We start from the raw sequence: 17,621 nt of genomic DNA, 5'->3' as shown, positions 1-17,621 counted from the left end.
CTCGCCGCCCACAGCGTCCTGAGTGCCGTAGCGAAGCAAGGGCTCGTTCAGTCCGGCAGGCTCTCGAGTCGATGCCGCTGCCATTCGCTCTGAGGCTCGTTGAGGCGCAGCACGGCATCGACCACCTGCTCCTCCATGTTGTAGCGGCAGCGGAACCCCAGGTGTTTCATGAGGGCCCGCATAGGATGGTTGTCGACCATGATCTTGCCGATCATCTCCAGGGTGCCGACGCTCTTGCAGTAGGCGATCATCTTGTTCATCAGCAGGCTGCCGAGTCCCTGTCCCTTCATGTCGTCGCGCACGATGATCGAGAACTCGGTGCGGATGTTGTCCGGATCGTTCCATACCCGCACCACGCCCAGCATCTCCTTGCCGCCGTCCGGTTTCTGGTGCTCGGCGATGAAGGCCATCTGTCGGTCGTAGTTGATGTGCGAAAGGATCGACAGGTCGCGCTGGGTCAAGTCCGACTTGTTGTGGAAGTAACGGAAACGGATGCTCTCTTCCGATAGCTGGGTGTGGAAGCTGGTGATCAGCGGCGCATCCTCGGCGCGGATGGGGCGAACCTCGACTTCCATGCCGTTTTTCAGCGTCACCCACTCCCTGAGCTCTTCGGGATAGGGCATGATCGCGAAGCGCGCTGGTGTCCCCAGATCCATGGCGAAGTCCACCGCGATCACGCCATCGCGGTTCAGCAGCAGCGGGTTGAGCTCGAGGCCGCGCAGTTCGAGCAGGTCCGAGGCCATCTGCGAAAGCTTGACGAGCAGTTCGCACAGCCGGTCCAGGTCGCGTTCGGGGTCGCTGGAGTGTTCGCGTATCAGGCGGGCCGCATGGGTTCGTCCCACCACATCGGCGGCCAGCGTCATGTTCAGCGGCGGCAGTGCCACTTGACGGTCGGCCAGCACGTTGACCTTGTAGCCGCCGATACCGAAGACGATGACCGGACCGAACACCGGGTCGCGGGTGATGCCCGCACAGACCTGCAATGAATGCTTGCCACGCTGCATGGGCTGCAGGCAGAACTCCCGGACGTCGGTATCGGGGAATTTCTCGCGTACCTTGTCGCCCAACTGAGCGATGCCCGCGGCAACCTGCTCCGGGCTGGTCAGATCCTGCAGCAGCCCGGCGGAAAGCTTGTGCGGATGACGGCGGTAGCGAAACGGCACGCAGTTGCCCTCGTGAACCACCTTGAGCGCCATGGGGCCTTCGACTCGAGCCGCCGACGCTGCCCCTTCCTCCGGCGTCTGGACGTACTGCCCTGGCGCCACGGGAATGCCATAGGCTTCCAGCACCTGTGCCGTCTCCGAGTGGGAAAGGCTGTCGCGCCCCTCGGCCTTGGCCAGCCGTATCAACTCGCGGCATTCGCCGCGGATGTCGGAAGTGGTGGCGAACGGCAGGCTCGGCGGTGTCTCTTGCAACAGCGCCTGGACGCGTTGGTAGTCCACCATGTGCATGAACGCCTTGACGGCCTTCTCCGGCGAGACGTAGGTGGGAATGCCGGCCACACTGCAGGCGTGACGCGCATCCAGCGCGCTTTCCAGTCCCATCCAACTGGTCAGCAGATTACGACGGAAGCGCTTGCGGTTGTCGATGAGCGCCTCCGCCGTCGCCTTGGAAGGGGCCAGCCGGGTTGGCGCATGCACGACCAGCACGGCATCCACGCCCGGGTCGGCGGCGACGATTTCCAACGCCTCGACGAACGTTTCCGGGGTGGCGTTACCGCCCAGGTCCACGGGGTTCTCGCCAGGCTTGCTCATGTCGAAGTCGCCCTCGCAGAGCGCGTCATGGGTCTTTTCGCTGAACGCCGCGAGGCGCCCCCCGGCGCTGATCAGCTTGTCGATGGCCAGCATCGCCGGCCCCAGACCGTTGGAGACGATGGCCAGTCGGTCGCCCTTGAGCGGCTTCATCTGCGACAGCGTCATCAGGGCGTCGAACAGCTCGTCGGAGTCGTTGACGCGCACCACGCCGGCTCGCGAGAAGGCGGCATCGAACACCACGTCGCGGTTGGCGATGCCCGGCGTGGGCGGCAGGTTGGAGAGATCCGACTCGGGGGTGCGGCCGCTCTTGATGGTCAGGACCAGGCGGTGGCGCGAGGCATCCCGCAGAGCCGTCATGAAGTGCAGAGCATCCTGGATGCGTTCGAGATGCAACAGGATGGCCTGGGTCGGCGCATATTGGTTGATGTAGTCGAGCAAGTCGGGAAGCATCACGTCGACGCTGTCACCGACGGTGATCAGGTGCGAAAAGCCGATGCCGCGCCCGGCCGCCCAATCGATCATGGCGTTGCCGAGCATGCCGGACTGCCCCAGGTAGGCGACCTTGCCTGCCTTGACGAGCTGGCTGGCGTAGGAAGCGTTGAGCTTGCGTCCGGGCACGATCAGCCCCATGCACTCCGGCCCCAGTACGCGAATGCCGGACTCGCGCGCGGCGGCGAGCATGCGGTCGCGAATCGATTCGTGGCCGGCTCGGGCATCGTCGAGATAGGAGCCCGCCGAGAGCACCAGGGCGGCCTTGACGCCCACCCGCCCCAGTTGACCGATCACCTTGGGCAGCGTATGCGGTGGCGACGCCACCACCGCCAGGTCAGGCGTTTCCGGCAGGTCGCGAATGTGTGACACACAAGGATGGCCGAACACCGTGGAATAGCCTTTGGGGTTGACCGCCCACACCGAACCACGAAAGCCGGCATCGTCGAGATTACGGATCACCAGGCCGCCGATGGAGTGTGCCTTCTCCGAGGCGCCGACGACCGCCACGGTACGAGGTTCGAAGAAGTGCCGCAGAAATCGGGTGCCCAAGTCGTGCCCTCCAACAGGTCAGTGGCTCCCCCCTGTGTACGACTTATTGCGACTGTCGTGCAAGAGCTTGCGCGCATTAAGGTGATCTCAATCATCCTGGAGCGCGCGCATGATCACGGCCTACATCACTCATCCGGACTGCTACCTGCATCATATGGGCCCGGAGCATCCCGAGAGCCCGCGGCGGCTGGAAGCCATCCGCGCCCGGCTGGCGTTGGCCGGCGTGTTGCAACAGACCATGCAGTCCGAGGCACGCCCAGCCAGCGAAGAGGAGCTGGCGCGCGTGCACCCTCTGCGTCATCTGCGCGCGCTGGACAAGTGCGTGCCAGAGCATGGCATCGTCACTCTCGACAGTGACACCATGATGAATCCCGACAGCCTGAACGCGGCACGCGTGGCCGCTGGAGCGGTGATCCGCGGCGTCGATCAGGTGTTCCGCGGCCAGGCCGACAACGTGTTCTGCGCGGTGCGCCCGCCTGGCCACCACGCCGAGGCCGCCGATGCCATGGGGTTCTGCTTCTACAACAACGTCGCCGTGGGCGCTGCCCACGCACGCGCCAAATACGGTGCACGGCGCATCGCCATTCTCGATTTCGACGTGCACCAATGCAACGGTACCATCGACATCTTCAAGGGTGACCCCGAGGTGCTGGTCTGCACCAGCTTCCAGTATCCTTTCTACCCTTGGCGCTATCTGCGCAGCGAGTGGCAGAACGTGGTCAACACGCCGCTAGAGGCAGGCACCGACAGCGCCGCCTTCCGCCGCGCCATCGAAGACGACTGGCTGCCCGCTCTGCACGCCTTCAAGCCCGAGATCGTGCTGCTGTCATCCGGCTTCGATGCGCATCGTGACGATCCGCTGGCCGAGCTCTGCCTGGATGAATCGGATTATCACTGGGTCACCCACATGGCCTTGGAGATCGCCGCTCTCTATGCCGACAAGCGACTGGTTTCGGTGCTGGAGGGAGGGTACGACCTCGACTCCCTGGGTCGCAGCACCGAGGCGCACGTCAAGGCCCTACTCGGCCTGCCCTTCGAGGGGTGATCCGCCGCGAACGGCAAACGACCTGGTCGTTTCGGGCAGTGCCAGCATGGCCATGTATGGTACGCTTTCGGGAAATTCCGTTTCCGATAGTGAACGCCTAGATGACCACGACCACCGATCAGGAGGCCGCCCTGCGCATCGCATCCGGTCGCAAACCCTTCGTGGAGCCGCTGCGTCTGGGCGAGCGCCTCAAGGAGCTGCGCCTGGCCAACCAGTGGACGCTGGAAGACGTCAGCCAGCGCACCGGACTGGCGCGTTCCACGCTCTCCAAGATCGAGAACGACCAGATATCGCCCACCTTCACCGCCGTGCAGAAGCTGATCAACGGCCTCGGCATCGACCTGCCCCAGTTGCTGACCCCGCCGCGTAGCCAGCCGCGCACCATGGGGCGGCGCGACCTTACCCGCCGGGGCGACGGCCAGCACCACCCCACCCCCACCTACGAACACGAGCTGCTGAGCTGCGAGCTCGCCCAGAAGCGCATGATCCCCTTCAAGACGATCGTGCGCGCCCGCCATTTCGACGAATTCAGCGAATGGGTGCGCCACGATGGCGAAGAGTTCCTGATGGTGCTCGACGGCGAGATATGCCTCTACACCGAGTTCTACGAGCCTCTGACGTTGACCGCCGGCGATAGCATCTACTTCGACAGCGACATGGGACACGCCCTGGTGTCGGTGAGCGATGACGATGCAGTGGTGCTGTCGGTCTGCACCCCAGCAGATGCCTAGACCGAGAGCTAGGCCTTGACTCGCTGGCGGTCGCCTGGCCGCCGCGTGGGAATGGCGTCGAGCTCGAGGCGGCCGTCGGCATGGATCGCCTGGAAGCGGCGCCCCTTGGCCCGGGCGATCAACAGCACGCCGAAGCGGTCGGCCAGTTCTACGCCTTTCTGGGTCACGCCCGAGCGAGACACCAGCACGCTGATCCCCATCTGGGCGACCTTGAGCACCATCTCCGAGGTGAGCCTGCCGGTGGTGTAGAAGATGTCGGCCCCCGACGAATCCACGCCGCCGGCGCCGCAGGCTGCCAGCCACTGACGTCCCGCCAGGGTGTCCACGGCATTGTGACGCCCCACGTCCTCGACGAAATCGAGCACGTCGGCCTGTCGGCACAACGCGCAGCCGTGCACCGCCCCGGCGCTCTTGTACGTTTCGTTGAAGTCGCTCAGGCGCTCGAGCAGCGCATAGAGTACCGACTGGCGCAGCCGGGTCTGGGGCAGCGCGCTAAGGGCGGTAGATTCCAGCAGGCGGCCGAACACCGTGCCTTGGCCGCAGCCGGTCGTCACGGTGCGGCTTCCCAGGCGCTCCTCCAGATCGACCGGCAGATGGCGAGTCACCACCGCAGCGGCCTCGACTTGCCAGTCGACGTGCACGGCACTGAGATCCTCGACGGCGCCGAGCAAGCCCTGGTTGCGCAGGTAACCCACCACCAGCGCTTCGGGGTCGGCCCCCAGCGTCATCAGGGTGACGATCTCGCGCCGGTTGAGATAGAGCGTCAGCGAGCGTTCAGCCGCAATGGGCCGGGACTGTGGCGCTCCGAACTCGTCGAGCACCTCGATCTCGACCGTGGCGGGCAGACGCGCCCGACTCAGGCTCAGCGATGTCATCTCCGGCTCCTCGGCGCTGCGTTGAGTTTCATGATGGCATTCTCCGACAGGGACGTCTTTACTGAAAACGACTGGGACATTCACTTCGGAGATCTGGACATGACGGGTAGCGTCAGCCGACGCCCCTTGAGTTTCGCCCTCGTTGGCGAGTCGCAACGCATCAAGGGCTTCACCGCCACGCGTTGGCGAATCGTGGAACTGCGCCTCGACGACTCCGGTCCCTGGACGCTCGAGCTGCAGCTCTACCTCACCGAGCGGGCGGCCTACCGCTTCAACCTCAGCGGCGGCGTGCCGCGCCTGTTCGTGCGTGCCGGCGATGCCGGCGAACGGCCTCGCCCGAGCGCCATCACCGCCAGCCAGGACGTTGCCGCAGCCTGGCTCGACGGCGAACAGCAAGTCCTGGAAGTCGCCATGCCGCTGGCCATCCAGGCCTGGCTGGAAGCGTATCTCGCTCGCCACGGCGAAGCACCCGATGCAGGTCGCAACAAGAAGCGCAAAGGCGCTGGGCGCGCCCGGGAGATGAGCCAATGAGCCGCCTGAGCCGCTGGTCGGAGCGCAAGCGAGCTATCATCGAGGACGACTCGACGAGCGATGCGTTCGACGCAGCCGTGACGAACCATGATGCGGCCGCGACGAACGAGATGGATTCCGACCTGGCCGCCCCCCTCGAACCCGGTAGCCTCGATCACACCCTGCCCGACCCTGACAGCCTGCCGCCCGGCAGCGACATCAAGGCGTTTCTGTCCTCCGGAGTGAGCACCGGCCTGCGTCGCCGTGCCCTGCGTCGCCTGTTTGCCGCCGATCGCTACGGCGTTCGTGATGGCCTGGACGACTACGACGACGACTATCGACAGACGTTGAAGCCCATGGCCGGCGAGCTGGCCCAACGGGTTCGTCAATGGACGCGCCAGGCCGTTGGCGAGAGCGACGAGGAGATGACCGAATCGACCTCCGAGGGACGTGACGCCGCTGCGCAGGCGTCAGGGAACGAATGCGATGCCAGCGACGATGAGACCGTTGCCGCCCATCGCGAATCCACCGCCGACCGACGGGCATTAGACCAAGGATGGAGTGGCGAGAACGCCAAAAGCGACCAACACTGAAACATTAGCAAGCCATCGATCGACGCATGGCGACAACGATAAAAACGACGACACTCCCAGACCGTGAGAGAGCATGAACCAACGTATCGAACTGGTACCGGACGCAGAGCCGGCGAACCGGTACGCCAGAGCGCAAGCCTTCGACCGTATCTCCTGGCCGGTCAATCTGCTGTCGCCCAGCGTCGACTACGTCAGCCGCGGCCATGCCCTGTTGCTGGGCGACGAGCGGGCGGTACGCCGTGCTGCGCGCTCCCTGGCGGGCAGCGAGTTGGCCAGCCTGTCGTTACTGTTCAGCGAGCCAGTGGACGAAGAATCGAGTGACGACGATGACCCGGTTCTGCTGGGAGCTACCCAGCATCTTGCCAGTCACGCCCTCACCGCTGCTCAGGCGCGCACGCTACGCCTGGAGGGCCATCTGGGCCAATTCACGGCCAGCGTCGAGCACCATGGCGAGCGGCTCGATCTGGCACGAGCACTCGCCGGCCGCGAGCATTTCGACTGCGTGCTCGACCTCGGCAAGCACCCGGCGTTGGCCCTCGAGCTGCCGCCGCCGGGCTATGTCACCACATATTGCGACGCCGCCGACCATGTCGCCCGTCTCGATGAGTTCGGCGAGTTGATCGGCGAGTTCGACAAGCCACGTTACTTCCAGGTCAACGCCGACCAGTGCGCCCATTCGGCCAACGGCAATACCGGCTGCACCCGCTGCCTCGAGGTGTGCCCGGCGGATGCCATCGCTAGCCGCCAGGGGCGCATCGACGCCTGGATCGAGATCGATCCCTACCGCTGTCACGGCGTGGGCAGCTGCAGCAGTGCCTGTCCTACCGGGGCGATCCAGTTCCGTCAGCCAGAGACGCTGCGACTGCAGTCGACTCTCGCCGCCTGGCTCGACGCCTATCGTCAGGCCGGCGGTACCACGCCGGTGGTTCGCTTCACCACGACGGGTTCGTCGCATGGCGGCGACGAACCGGCCGGTCATGTGCTGGACGTGCCGCTCGAAGAGCTCGGCGCCGCCGGTCACGATCTCTGGCTCACCGCTCTGGCGGCAGGGGCGGCCGAGGTTCGGGTGCAGCGTCACGCGGCCATGCCGCCGCGCCTGGAACGCTTCCTCGATGCCGAGCTCGAACGCGCCCGCGGGCTGCTTGCCGCAATGGGGCATGCACCCGAGCGAATTCGGGATCTGGCACCGAACGACACGACCATGCGCGATGCACTGCCGCACCATGCGGTGCTCACCAAGTCACCCTTGGCTCTCGAGGAGGGTGACAAGCGCGAGCGTCTCGAGGCGGTTCTCGAGCGCCTGGCATCGCTGGGCACCCCAAGCCGGCAGCGCCATCCTTTACCCGCGGAATCTCCCTACGGCGGCCTCGAGGTCGACAGTGCCGCATGCACGTTATGCATGGCCTGCGTGGCCAGCTGCCCTACTCCGGCACTGGCTGCCGGCAGCGACAGCCCGGAACTGAGCTTCCGCGAGGCCGACTGCGTGCAGTGCGGCCTGTGCGCCGAGGCCTGCCCGGAAGACGCCATTCGCCTGGTTCCCGGCTTTCTCGGCGATGCCGCGCGGCGCGAGCGCCGAGTGTGCCACGAGGAGGCGCCGTTCGAGTGCATCCGCTGCGGCAAGCCATTCGCCACGGCGAGCACCATCGCGACGATCAAGGCCAAGCTCGCCGACCATCCCTACTTCGCCGGCGAGGCCAGCATGCGCCTGGAGATGTGCGAGGACTGCCGAGTGCGCGACGTCTGGCAGGCGATGGCGCGTGACCCCGAGTCCCAGTTGAAGGTATGAGCCGATGAGCGATGCAAACCGCGACGAGACCCGAGCCCTGCGTGCCGACATCTATCGCCTGCTGGCTGGCTTGCTGCGCGAGGCACCTGGCCGGCAGCAACTCGACTGGCTGGCCGGACTCGAGGTCGACGTCGACGATGGCGAGCTTGCCGCCCGCTGGGCAGCGCTGGCCTCGGCCGCCCAGCAGGCCGAGCCCGAGGACTTGGCGCGCGCGCATTTCCGCCATCTGGTCGGCGTGATTCAGGGCGATGTCACCCCGTACGCCTCTTGGTATCGCAACGGCGAGCTGATGGATGAAGCGCTGCTCGCTCTGCGCCGCGACCTGAAGGCGCTGGGCATCGCACGACGCGAGGCCGAGCCCGACCCCGAGGATCATCTCGCCGCCCTGTGCGAAACCATGGCGCTGCTGATCGAGGACGATAGCGGTGATGAAGCGCGCTTTTTCATGGCACACCTGGCGCCCTGGGCACCGAGGTGCCTGGCCGACCTGTCATGCGTCGACACGCCCTTCTATGCCCGGCTCGGCGAGCTGGGCAACGCCTTCCTGGCCCATGAACGACGCCAGCTCGAGGACGAGGCCGCCCACGAACCCTTGCGAGTCGTCGAGCCCTGACGCGAGGCGCAAAACCGAGGAGACCACCATGCCTACCACACGCAACCCACAACGACGCCGTTTCCTGAAACAGCTGGGCCTGGGAACGGCGGCAGCCGGTGCCGCCGGCGCCGTCGGACACGTCACCCTGGTACAGGCCGAAGCGAAGTCCGCTCCTGCCGAAGCGGAGCGCGAGACTCGCTACCGGGAGACCGAACACGTCCGCACCTTCTACGCCACCCTGCGTGACTGACGACAGAGCCAGGAGACCATCGCCATGCGACTGACCCGGAAATCCAACGATCCCAAGACGGGCGGCCTGGGTATTTCTCGACGCCAGTTCCTCAAGCGCAGCGGTGCCGCCACCGGCGGCCTGGCCGCCGCCGGTTTCATGGGCGCGCCGATGATGCAGCGCACTCGCGCCGCCGACAAAACGCCGGTGCTCGACTCCCCAGTGGAGACCCGACGTACCATATGCTCCCACTGCTCGGTAGGCTGCGGTGTCTATGCCGAGGTTCAGGAAGGCATCTGGACCAAGCAGGAGCCGGCGTTCGATCATCCCATCAACCGCGGCGCTCACTGCGCCAAGGGCGCCTCGTTGCGTCAACACGGCCACTCCAGTCGGCGTCTCAAGTACCCGATGAAACTGGTGGGCGGCGAATGGCAGCGCATGAGCTGGGAAGACGCCATCGAGGAGATCGGCGACAAGGTACTCGAACTCACCGACCAGCACGGCCCCGACAGCATCTACTGGCTGGGCTCGGCCAAGTTCAACAACGAGCAGGCCTACCTGCTGCGCAAGTTCGCCGCGCTGGCCGGCACCAACAACACCGACCACCAGGCACGCATCTGCCACTCCACCACGGTCGCAGGGGTGGCCAATACCTGGGGCTACGGGGCGATGACCAATTCGCTCAACGACCTGCAGAACAGCAAGGCGATCATGTTCATCGGCTCCAACCCCAGCGAGGCGCACCCGGTGGCCATGCAGCACATCCTGCTGGCCAAGGAGCGCAGTGGCGCCCAGATCATCGTCGTCGACCCGCGCTTCACGCGTACTGCCGCCAAGGCGGACAGCTACGTGCGCATTCGACCCGGCTCCGATGTGGCCTTCATCTGGGGGTTGCTGTGGCACATCTTCGAGAACGGCTGGGAGGACCGGGAATACATCGATCAACGGGTCTACGCCATGGACGAGGTGCGTGCCGAGGTCGCCAACTTCCCCCCCGACGAAGTGGAACGCATCACCGGCGTGCCCGAAGCACAGATGCGTGACACTGCCCGGCGTCTGGCCGAGAACCGCCCAGGGTGCATCGTCTGGTGCATGGGCGGTACCCAGCACACCACGGGCAACAACAACACCCGCGCCTACTGCATCCTCGAGTTGGCGCTGGGCAACATCGGCAAATCCGGCGGCGGCGCTAACATCTTCCGTGGCCACGACAACGTCCAGGGCGCCACCGACCTGGGGTTGATGTCGCACTCCCTGCCCGGCTACTACGGCCTGGCCGAGGGCGCCTGGGCCCACTGGGCGCGCGTCTGGGATCTCGATCTCGATTGGCTCAAGAGCCGTTTCGACTCGACCGAGTACGCCGACGGCCAGCCCATGTATTCCAGCGGCATCACGGTGTCGCGCTGGATCGACGGGGTGCTCGAGGAGGAAGAGGCGATCTCCCAGCACACCCGGCTCAAGGCGATGTTCTACTGGGGCCATGCGGTCAACTCCCAGACCCGCGGTCCCGAGATGCAGAAGGCCATGCAGCAGTTGGAAATGATGGTCATCGTCGACCCCTACCCCACCGTGGCCGGCGTCATGCATGGGCGTAGCGACGGTGTCTACCTGTTGCCAGCGGCCACTCAGTTCGAGACCTACGGTAGCGTGACCGCGACCAATCGTTCGCTGCAGTGGCGCGACAAGGTGATCGAGCCGCTGTTCGAATCGAAACCCGACCACGAGATCATGTACCTGCTGGCCCGCAAGCTGGGCTTCGGCGACGAACTGGTCAAGAACTATGAGATGAACGGCGACGAGCCGCTGATCGAGGACATCACCCGCGAATTCAATCGCGGCATGTGGACGGTGGGCTATACCGGCCAGAGCCCCGAACGTCTCAAGGCCCACCAGCAGAACTGGCATACCTTCAGCTTCCGTACGCTGCAGGCCCAGGGTGGCCCGGCCGACGGCGACTACTACGGCCTACCCTGGCCATGCTGGGGCAATGCCGAGATGGGCCACCCGGGCACGCCGATCCTCTACGACACCAGCAAACGCGTCTCCGAGGGCGGCCTCACCTTCCGCGCGCGCTTCGGCATCGAGCGCAACGGTGAGAACATCCTCTCCGACGGCTCCTACAGTGCCGGCTCCGAATTGGAGGACGGCTACCCGGAGTTCACCGCCGAGATGCTCAGGGACCTCGGCTGGTGGGACGACCTCAGCGAGGAGGAAAAGGCCGAGGCCGAAGGCAAGAACTGGAAGACCGACCTCTCCGGCGGCATCCAGCGGGTGGCCATTGCCCACGAGTGCGCTCCCTTCGGCAATGCCAAGGCGCGCTGTAACGTCTGGACCTTCCCCGACCCCATCCCCAAACATCGCGAGCCGCTCTACACCAGCCGCCGCGACCTGGTGGCCGACTACCCCACCTGGGACGACGTGGCCTCTCACTACCGTCTGCCGACGCTCTACAAGAGCATCCAGGAGAACGATGTCACCGGCGATTACCCGATCATCCTCACCTCGGGGCGCTTGGTGGAATACGAGGGCGGCGGCGAAGAGACGCGCTCCATGTCGTGGCTCGCCGAGCTGCAGCAGGAGATGTTCGTCGAGATCAACCCGGCGCTGGCCAACGACCTGGGCATCGCCGAGGGCGAGGACGTCTGGGTCGAAGGCGCCGAGGGCGGCCGCGTGCGCGTCAAGGCGCTGGTCACGCCCCGCGTTGCGCGCGAGGTGGTATTCATGCCCTTCCACTTCGGCGGCATGTTCCTGGGCGAGAGCCTGCACGATCGCTACCCGGAAGGCGCAGCCCCCTACGTGCTCGGCGAGGCGGCCAATACGGCGACCACCTATGGCTACGACACCGTGACTCAGATGCAGGAAACCAAGTGCACCCTGTGTCGCATCGAGCGGGCCAGCTGACGGCACCCGGTACCAGGAGATTCCCATGGCTCAGATGAAATTCATGTGCGACGCGGAACGCTGCATCGAGTGCAACGGCTGCGTCACCGCCTGCAAGAACGCCAACGATGTGGAGTGGGGCATCCAGCGCCGACGCGTGGTGACCCTCGATGACGGGATGCCCGAGGAAGTGTCGATCTCGGTGGCCTGCATGCACTGCGACGATGCCCCCTGCATGGCCGTCTGCCCGACCGACTGCTTCTACAAGACCGACGACGGCATCGTGCTCCACGACAAGGACCTGTGCATCGGTTGCGGCTACTGCCTCTACGCCTGTCCCTTCGGCGCGCCGCAATTCCCCAAGCAGAACGCTTTCGGCGAGCGCGGCAAGATGGACAAGTGCACCTTCTGCGCCGGCGGCCCGGCGGAAACCCAGGAAGAGGAGTACCAGAAGTACGGCGCCAACCGCATTGCCGAGGGCAAACTGCCGCTATGCGCCGAAATGTGCTCCACCAAGGCGCTGCTGGCCGGCGATGCACAGGAAGTGGCCGACATCTTCCGCCAGCGGGTGGTACGGCGCGGCCATCGCGACGGCGGCTGGTCCGACAACCAGCGCCGCGAGCGTACGCGCGCCGGTCAGGGTGACGACCTTTCCGCGGCCGACTCGCTGGCCTATGACGCCGCCCGCCAGGGCTGAGGAGGTGATGCATGAGGCACTTCATCGACCGGCAGTCGCTATGGCGATTGCCACTGCTCGCCCTGTTGCTGGTGGTCGGCCTCGCCGTCTCCTCGAGCGTGCTGGCACAGGCCGATCCCGAGCGCGAAGCGGCCACGGCGGTACCGGCGCTGGATGCCGACACTTGGCGCCAGGTGCGCAGTGGCGAAACGGGCCCCTACTTCCGCGACTCGCGGGCGGACAGCGATTACAACTTGATCAACGCCAGCGGCGAAACCTGGCGGCAGCTGCGCAACCGCTGGGTATCGCCCTTCGGCCTGATCGCCGTGGGCGGCATGATCGTGGCGATCGCACTGTTCTACGTGATCATCGGGCGCAAGGATCTCAGTGCCCCGCGCACCGGCCGCAAGCTGCTGCGCTGGCCGCTGGTGGTGCGCTCGCTGCACTGGACCGTGGCCACGCTGTTCATCGTCCTGGCGCTGACCGGACTCAACCTGCTGTACGGCAAGTTCGTCTTCCGTTCGCTGTTCGGCGATGCGTTCTGGGCCAGCCTGATTTCCGCCTCCAAGTTGGCGCACAACTACCTGGGTCCCCTCTTCGGCATCCTGCTGATCGTGCTGCTGGCACGCGTGCTCAAGCACAACTGGCCGAAGAAGCACGACATCGTCTGGTTCATGAAGGGCGGTGGATTGGTCGGCAAAGCGCATGTCGACGCCGGTTTCGCCAATGGCGGCGAAAAAGCCTGGTTCTGGGTGCTTGCCACGGTGGGGATCGTGGTGATCGTCTCGGGGCTGGTGATGGACTTCCCCAACTATGGCCAGGGGCGGGATACCATGCAGTGGGCCAATATCCTACATGCCGTGGGAGCGCTGGGACTCACCGCTCTTGCGCTCGGCCATATCTATATCGGCACCATCGGCTCGGAGGGATCGCTGGAAGGCATGACCACCGGCTACGTGGACGAGACCTGGGCCAAGGACCATCACAACCTGTGGTACGAGGCAGTGAAGGACGAAGCCGTGACCGAGGAGCAGCTTGCCCGCGAGAAGGAGAGCGACAGCGGCGATGCCGCGCCAACCCGCTCCAGTTGAACGCTTTTCCATCATGCCATTCGACACCGCCGTGAGGCGGTGTCTTTTGTTATGCTGCCCGCATAGGTTCCACTCTGCTGACCCAGGAAGCGACGCCATGCAACACCTCGACGAAACGACCCGCACCGAACTGGAAGCGGCAGCATTTCGCCGTTTGCTCGATCACCTCGATGCCCACAAGGACGTGCAGAACATCGATCTGATGATCCTGGCCGACTTCTGCCGGAACTGCCTCTCCAAGTGGCTGGTGGCCGCTGCCGAGGAACGCGGTGCCGAACTCGACTACGAGAGCGCCCGGGAGTACGTCTACGGGATGCCCTACGCTGAGTGGAAGACGAAGTACCAGCAGGAGGCGACGCCGGAGCAGCAAGCTGCCTTCGCCGCCCGCCAGGCGGAGAAGCAGGAGCGTAATGCCCGATGAACGAAAGCATGATTCCGCTCAGCATCGCGGTGCTGACCATCTCCGACACCCGTGACGAAAGCACCGACCGCAGCGGTGCCCTGCTCACCGAGCGGCTGACCGCTGCCGGGCATCGCCTGGCCGAACGGCGGATCGTCATTGATGACATCTACCACATCCGCGCCGCGGTGTCCGCCTGGATCGCCGATCCGGCGATCCAGGTGATCCTCACCACCGGCGGCACGGGCTTTACCGGCCGCGACTCCACCCCCGAGGCGGTGTCGGTGCTGCTCGACAAGCGCATCGAGGGGTTCGGCGAGCAGTTCCGTCAGCTCTCCTTCTCCGAGATCGGTAGCTCCACCATTCAGAGCCGTTGCCTCGGTGGGTTGGCCAACGCGACCGTGGTGTTCTGCCTGCCGGGCTCCAGCGGCGCCTGCCGTACCGCCTGGGACGGTCTGCTCGTCGAGCAGCTCGACAGCCGTCACAAGCCATGCAACTTTGCCAACCTGGTAATCCCCGAGAGAGGTCAGCATGGCTGACAGCCATCCTCTACAGAGCGTGGAAGCGGCGCTCGCTGCCATGCTGGCCGATGTCGCCCCCCTGGAGGCCGAGCGCATCGAGTGCGACTGCGCCGCTGGCCGCGTCCTGGCCGAGACGGTGACGGCCACGCTGGACGTGCCGCCCTTCGACAACAGCGCCATGGACGGCTACGCCCTGCATCACGCCGATGCCGGCCGGGTGCTGCCGGTTGCCCAGCGCATCACCGCCGGCGCCTCGCCGGCCCCGCTGAAGCGCGGCGAGTGCGCGCGCATCTTCACTGGCGGAGAGATACCGCCCGGCGCCGACTGCGTCGTCATGCAGGAGGCCGTCACGCTTACCGAGCGGGACGTGCAGTTTCCCGCTGAGGTGGCCGAAGGCAACAACGTGCGCCGGCGCGGTCGCGACGTGGCATCGGGTACGCCTCTGCTACCGGCCGGCCAGTGGCTGGAGGCGGCAGCTCTCGGCCATCTCGCCGGCCAAGGCATCACCGAAGTGGCGGTGAGACGCCGGCCTCGGGTGGCACTGCTTTCAACTGGCGATGAGATCGTGGCCCCTGGCGAGCCGCTGGGACCGGGGCAGATCTACAACTCCAACCGGCCCATGCTGGCGCGCCTGCTCACACGCTTTGGTGCCGAGGTACTGCCACCCGTGACGGTGCCCGACAACGCCGGCGAAACGCGCCGTCTGCTTGGCGAGGCGGCCGAAACGGCCGACGTGGTGGTGACCACCGGCGGCGTCAGCGTGGGCGAGGCGGATCACGTCAAGGCAGCGGTGGGCGAGCTGGGCCAACTGGACCTGTGGCGCATCGCCATGCGTCCCGGCAAGCCACTGGCACTCGGGCGACTGCCACGCGTCCACCCAACTGGCGAAGCACGGTTCGTGGGACTGCCCGGCAACCCTGTCTCGACCTTCGTAGGCGGCTGGCTCTTTCTGAGGCCGCTGCTGGGCGCCCTGCTCGACTGTCCGAAGCTAGCCGAACTGCCGGCGCTCACCGCCCGGGCCGCCTTCGCTGCCGAGACCGGCCCACGCCGTCACTTCATGCGCGTGCGCCTCGAGTTCGGTAGCGAAGGCATCATGGCGCACGCCTTTCGCGACCAGAACTCGGCGGTGCTCACGTCCTGCATCGAGGCGGATGCCCTGGCCGTCATCCCGGAGCGCGGTCGCGTGAACGAGGGAGAACCGGTGCGTTGCCTGTGGCTGCAGATGCCGTGAGGCTCTCTCCGCCCCAGGTCAGGACTCATCGCCCAGTGCCGCTTCCAGTTCCGGCCACAGCCGCTGGAAGTCGATCGCCAGGCGGGAGTAGTCATCTGCCAGCCAGGGCGTCAGCTCGGCCAGTCGATTGGCCCCGGACAGACGTCGACCGATCCCCTTCACGGCCTGGCAGGTGAAGTCGAAGTCGCGATAGCGGCGCAGCCAGTCCTGCTCGACCAGCAGCGGCATCATCGCCGCCAGCCGTGCCGGCGCGGGCCGTGAGGCGAGCAGCCGATAGCAGCGCGGAATCAGCATCACATCCTGCCCCTCTCGCCACAGCGTAACGGCGAGGAAGTGGTCCCACACCAGATCCAGCGCGATGCCAGAATAGCGACGCAGCCCCGCCGGGGCGCGTCGCCGTGCCGAGACGACCGCTGGATGGCGGTCTACGAAAGCATCGACGCGCCGGTGGTGACGAATGCCGTGGGCGATCGCCGTCGGCCAGGCCGAGAGGTCGCTCCCCTTCACCCCGTCGGCGATCAGGTTGCCGTAGAGAAAGTCGTCGCTGCCGCCGCGAGCCAGCCAGGCATGGGCGAGAAAATTCACGCGAAGAATCCCTGCATGCCTTGCGAAAGTCCGCTCACAGGCAGTGGGTGGGTTTGGGCAGCCCGGCCAGGCGCGCGGCGACCTTGGCCGGGCTGTCGGGGAAGAGCTTCATCAAGTGCAGCGAACACCCCTTCTCCGGCCCGAGCGTCAGACCGACGGCCTTGACCAGCGGGCGCATGGCAGGGACATGCTCGAAGCGGGCATAGAAATCGCGCAGTACTGCGATGACTTCCCAGTGTTCCTCGGTAAGTGTGCGGCCTTCTTCCTGGGCCAGTGCCGAGGCCACCTCGGGCGTCCAGTCATCGAGCGTCACCAGATAGCCTTCGGGATCGAGTGCGATACGGCGCTCGCCCACGCTGAGATAACGGTGAATCTCCGTGGTTGCCATCAGAACCAGCTCACTGTCTTGTCCGCTTCTTCCGTCAGCTCGACGAAGCCGTCGATGTCCACCACCTGGACGGTTTCGTCGCAGCGGCCCACCAGGCCTCGCGAAGCCAGATCCTCTCGCAGGGCGAAAAGTCGATTCGACACCGGCTCGAAATGGCGTACTTGGGAAGGTAGCGCACCGTTGACGCCGTCCTCGATCAGCAACAGGCGGTCCTCGGGTCCCATGCCGGCCAGCGCTTCGCGGTAGACCAGGCTGGTGCCCGGCGCGCGATTGAGTATGTGCAGGATCATCAAGTGACCTCGGAATTTTCGTCAGAAGACCAGCACTTGCCGGTGTGAGGCGAGCAATGCCGCGGTCCGTGCCGCATCGACGGAGTCGGTGGGGAGCATCAGCTCGTTGGCTGCGAACCCTAGCCGGGCAAGGGCTTCGGCGTCGACGAACAGCGCATCGATATCATACAGGGAAAGCATCTCGAGGGTCGCCGCCGTGCCTTTCTGGCCCAGCGCACCGCTGCCCTGCCCCCTCAGAAGAGCCAGGACACCGTCGCCCTGGAACAAGAGGCTCACCGTTTGGCCGAATGCGGCAGCGACCAGAGCGGCATCGAGCCCATCGCGCAACCAGCTGGTGCCGTGGGGGGAGTGGCGCAGGATGACCAAGAGGTCGTCCCGAGATGCAGCTTGCGGCTCCATG

The 17,621-nt window shown here is 65.8% G+C and carries 19 protein-coding genes; 13 read left to right on the top strand and 6 right to left on the bottom strand.

What is annotated here, in order from left to right; translation table 11 throughout:
* Nucleotides 1-47: 47 nt before the first annotated feature.
* Nucleotides 48-2,795 carry a bifunctional acetate--CoA ligase family protein/GNAT family N-acetyltransferase gene (locus GFD32_RS06505; protein WP_163575744.1) on the bottom strand — a complete coding sequence of 916 codons (2,748 nt, stop codon included), beginning with the start codon at nucleotides 2,793-2,795 and terminating at the stop codon, nucleotides 48-50.
* Between the two features lie 109 nt (nucleotides 2,796-2,904).
* On the opposite strand from GFD32_RS06505, the gene GFD32_RS06500 reads away from it, so the two are divergent.
* Entirely contained in the window at nucleotides 2,905-3,840 is a 936-nt protein-coding gene (locus tag GFD32_RS06500) for a histone deacetylase family protein (RefSeq protein ID WP_163575743.1), read from the top strand.
* Nucleotides 3,841-3,941: 101 nt separating this feature from the next.
* Nucleotides 3,942-4,571, top strand: a complete 630-nt coding sequence (locus GFD32_RS06495; RefSeq protein WP_163575742.1) for a helix-turn-helix domain-containing protein — start codon at nucleotides 3,942-3,944, stop codon at nucleotides 4,569-4,571.
* An 8-nt stretch (nucleotides 4,572-4,579) separates the two neighbouring features.
* Here the strand turns inward: GFD32_RS06495 and GFD32_RS06490 are convergent, their stop codons facing one another.
* On the bottom strand, nucleotides 4,580-5,446 hold the full coding sequence (locus GFD32_RS06490) for a formate dehydrogenase accessory sulfurtransferase FdhD (protein WP_163575741.1): 867 nt from the start codon (nucleotides 5,444-5,446) through the stop codon (nucleotides 4,580-4,582).
* Between the two features lie 99 nt (nucleotides 5,447-5,545).
* Here GFD32_RS06490 and GFD32_RS06485 point away from each other — a divergent pair, with 99 nt between their 5' ends.
* The 11 genes from GFD32_RS06485 (at nucleotide 5,546) to GFD32_RS06435 (ending at nucleotide 15,958) form a co-directional block, all read left to right on the top strand.
* Nucleotides 5,546-5,977 carry a DUF3305 domain-containing protein gene (locus tag GFD32_RS06485; protein WP_163575740.1) on the top strand — a complete coding sequence of 144 codons (432 nt, stop codon included), beginning with the start codon at nucleotides 5,546-5,548 and terminating at the stop codon, nucleotides 5,975-5,977.
* A complete protein-coding gene (locus tag GFD32_RS06480) occupies nucleotides 5,974-6,549 on the top strand; it encodes a DUF3306 domain-containing protein (protein ID WP_163575739.1) in 576 nt (191 codons plus the stop codon). The genes GFD32_RS06485 and GFD32_RS06480 overlap by 4 nt, the downstream gene beginning before the upstream one ends.
* 73 nt (nucleotides 6,550-6,622) lie before the next feature.
* Nucleotides 6,623-8,335 (top strand): 4Fe-4S binding protein, encoded by a 1,713-nt coding sequence (locus GFD32_RS06475; protein ID WP_163575738.1) that lies wholly within the window; start codon nucleotides 6,623-6,625, stop codon nucleotides 8,333-8,335.
* 4 nt (nucleotides 8,336-8,339) lie between these two features.
* Nucleotides 8,340-8,948, top strand: a complete 609-nt coding sequence (locus GFD32_RS06470; RefSeq protein ID WP_163575737.1) for a TorD/DmsD family molecular chaperone — start codon at nucleotides 8,340-8,342, stop codon at nucleotides 8,946-8,948.
* A gap of 28 nt (nucleotides 8,949-8,976) precedes the next feature.
* Nucleotides 8,977-9,180, top strand: a complete 204-nt coding sequence (locus GFD32_RS06465; protein WP_089686005.1) for a twin-arginine translocation signal domain-containing protein — start codon at nucleotides 8,977-8,979, stop codon at nucleotides 9,178-9,180.
* A gap of 24 nt (nucleotides 9,181-9,204) precedes the next feature.
* The gene (locus GFD32_RS06460) at nucleotides 9,205-12,060 is read left to right on the top strand and encodes a formate dehydrogenase subunit alpha (protein ID WP_163575736.1); all 2,856 of its coding nucleotides are present in this window, start codon (nucleotides 9,205-9,207) and stop codon (nucleotides 12,058-12,060) included.
* 25 nt (nucleotides 12,061-12,085) lie between these two features.
* Nucleotides 12,086-12,736, top strand: a complete 651-nt coding sequence (gene fdh3B, locus GFD32_RS06455; protein WP_163575735.1) for a formate dehydrogenase FDH3 subunit beta — start codon at nucleotides 12,086-12,088, stop codon at nucleotides 12,734-12,736.
* An 11-nt stretch (nucleotides 12,737-12,747) separates the two neighbouring features.
* The gene (locus tag GFD32_RS06450) at nucleotides 12,748-13,806 is read left to right on the top strand and encodes a formate dehydrogenase subunit gamma (RefSeq protein ID WP_163575734.1); all 1,059 of its coding nucleotides are present in this window, start codon (nucleotides 12,748-12,750) and stop codon (nucleotides 13,804-13,806) included.
* A gap of 97 nt (nucleotides 13,807-13,903) precedes the next feature.
* On the top strand, nucleotides 13,904-14,227 hold the full coding sequence (locus GFD32_RS06445) for a DUF1244 domain-containing protein (RefSeq protein ID WP_163575733.1): 324 nt from the start codon (nucleotides 13,904-13,906) through the stop codon (nucleotides 14,225-14,227).
* Nucleotides 14,224-14,745 carry a molybdenum cofactor biosynthesis protein B gene (gene moaB / locus GFD32_RS06440; RefSeq protein WP_163575732.1) on the top strand — a complete coding sequence of 174 codons (522 nt, stop codon included), beginning with the start codon at nucleotides 14,224-14,226 and terminating at the stop codon, nucleotides 14,743-14,745. The genes GFD32_RS06445 and moaB overlap by 4 nt, the downstream gene beginning before the upstream one ends.
* Nucleotides 14,738-15,958, top strand: coding sequence for a molybdopterin molybdotransferase MoeA (locus tag GFD32_RS06435; RefSeq protein ID WP_163575731.1), 1,221 nt, complete (start codon nucleotides 14,738-14,740; stop codon nucleotides 15,956-15,958). Before moaB ends, GFD32_RS06435 begins: the two co-directional genes overlap by 8 nt.
* A gap of 18 nt (nucleotides 15,959-15,976) precedes the next feature.
* Here the strand turns inward: GFD32_RS06435 and GFD32_RS06430 are convergent, their stop codons facing one another.
* The 4 genes from GFD32_RS06430 to tusC are packed head-to-tail and all read right to left on the bottom strand — an operon-like array spanning nucleotide 15,977 to nucleotide 17,620.
* Nucleotides 15,977-16,543 (bottom strand): acyl carrier protein phosphodiesterase, encoded by a 567-nt coding sequence (locus GFD32_RS06430; protein WP_163575730.1) that lies wholly within the window; start codon nucleotides 16,541-16,543, stop codon nucleotides 15,977-15,979.
* Nucleotides 16,544-16,577: 34 nt separating this feature from the next.
* Entirely contained in the window at nucleotides 16,578-16,931 is a 354-nt protein-coding gene (locus GFD32_RS06425; RefSeq protein ID WP_163575729.1) for a TusE/DsrC/DsvC family sulfur relay protein, read from the bottom strand.
* Nucleotides 16,931-17,221 (bottom strand): sulfurtransferase complex subunit TusB, encoded by a 291-nt coding sequence (gene tusB / locus GFD32_RS06420; protein ID WP_089686022.1) that lies wholly within the window; start codon nucleotides 17,219-17,221, stop codon nucleotides 16,931-16,933. The genes GFD32_RS06425 and tusB overlap by 1 nt, the downstream gene beginning before the upstream one ends.
* Nucleotides 17,222-17,242: 21 nt before the next feature.
* Nucleotides 17,243-17,620: a sulfurtransferase complex subunit TusC gene (gene tusC, locus GFD32_RS06415; protein WP_163575728.1), complete on the bottom strand. Its 378-nt coding sequence runs from the start codon at nucleotides 17,618-17,620 to the stop codon at nucleotides 17,243-17,245.
* Nucleotide 17,621 lies beyond the last annotated feature (1 nt).

The sequence above is a fragment of the Halomonas faecis genome, from assembly GCF_010993975.1.
GTDB lineage: Bacteria > Pseudomonadota > Gammaproteobacteria > Pseudomonadales > Halomonadaceae > Halomonas > Halomonas faecis.
This window is presented reverse-complemented; position numbering and strand designations above follow the sequence as displayed.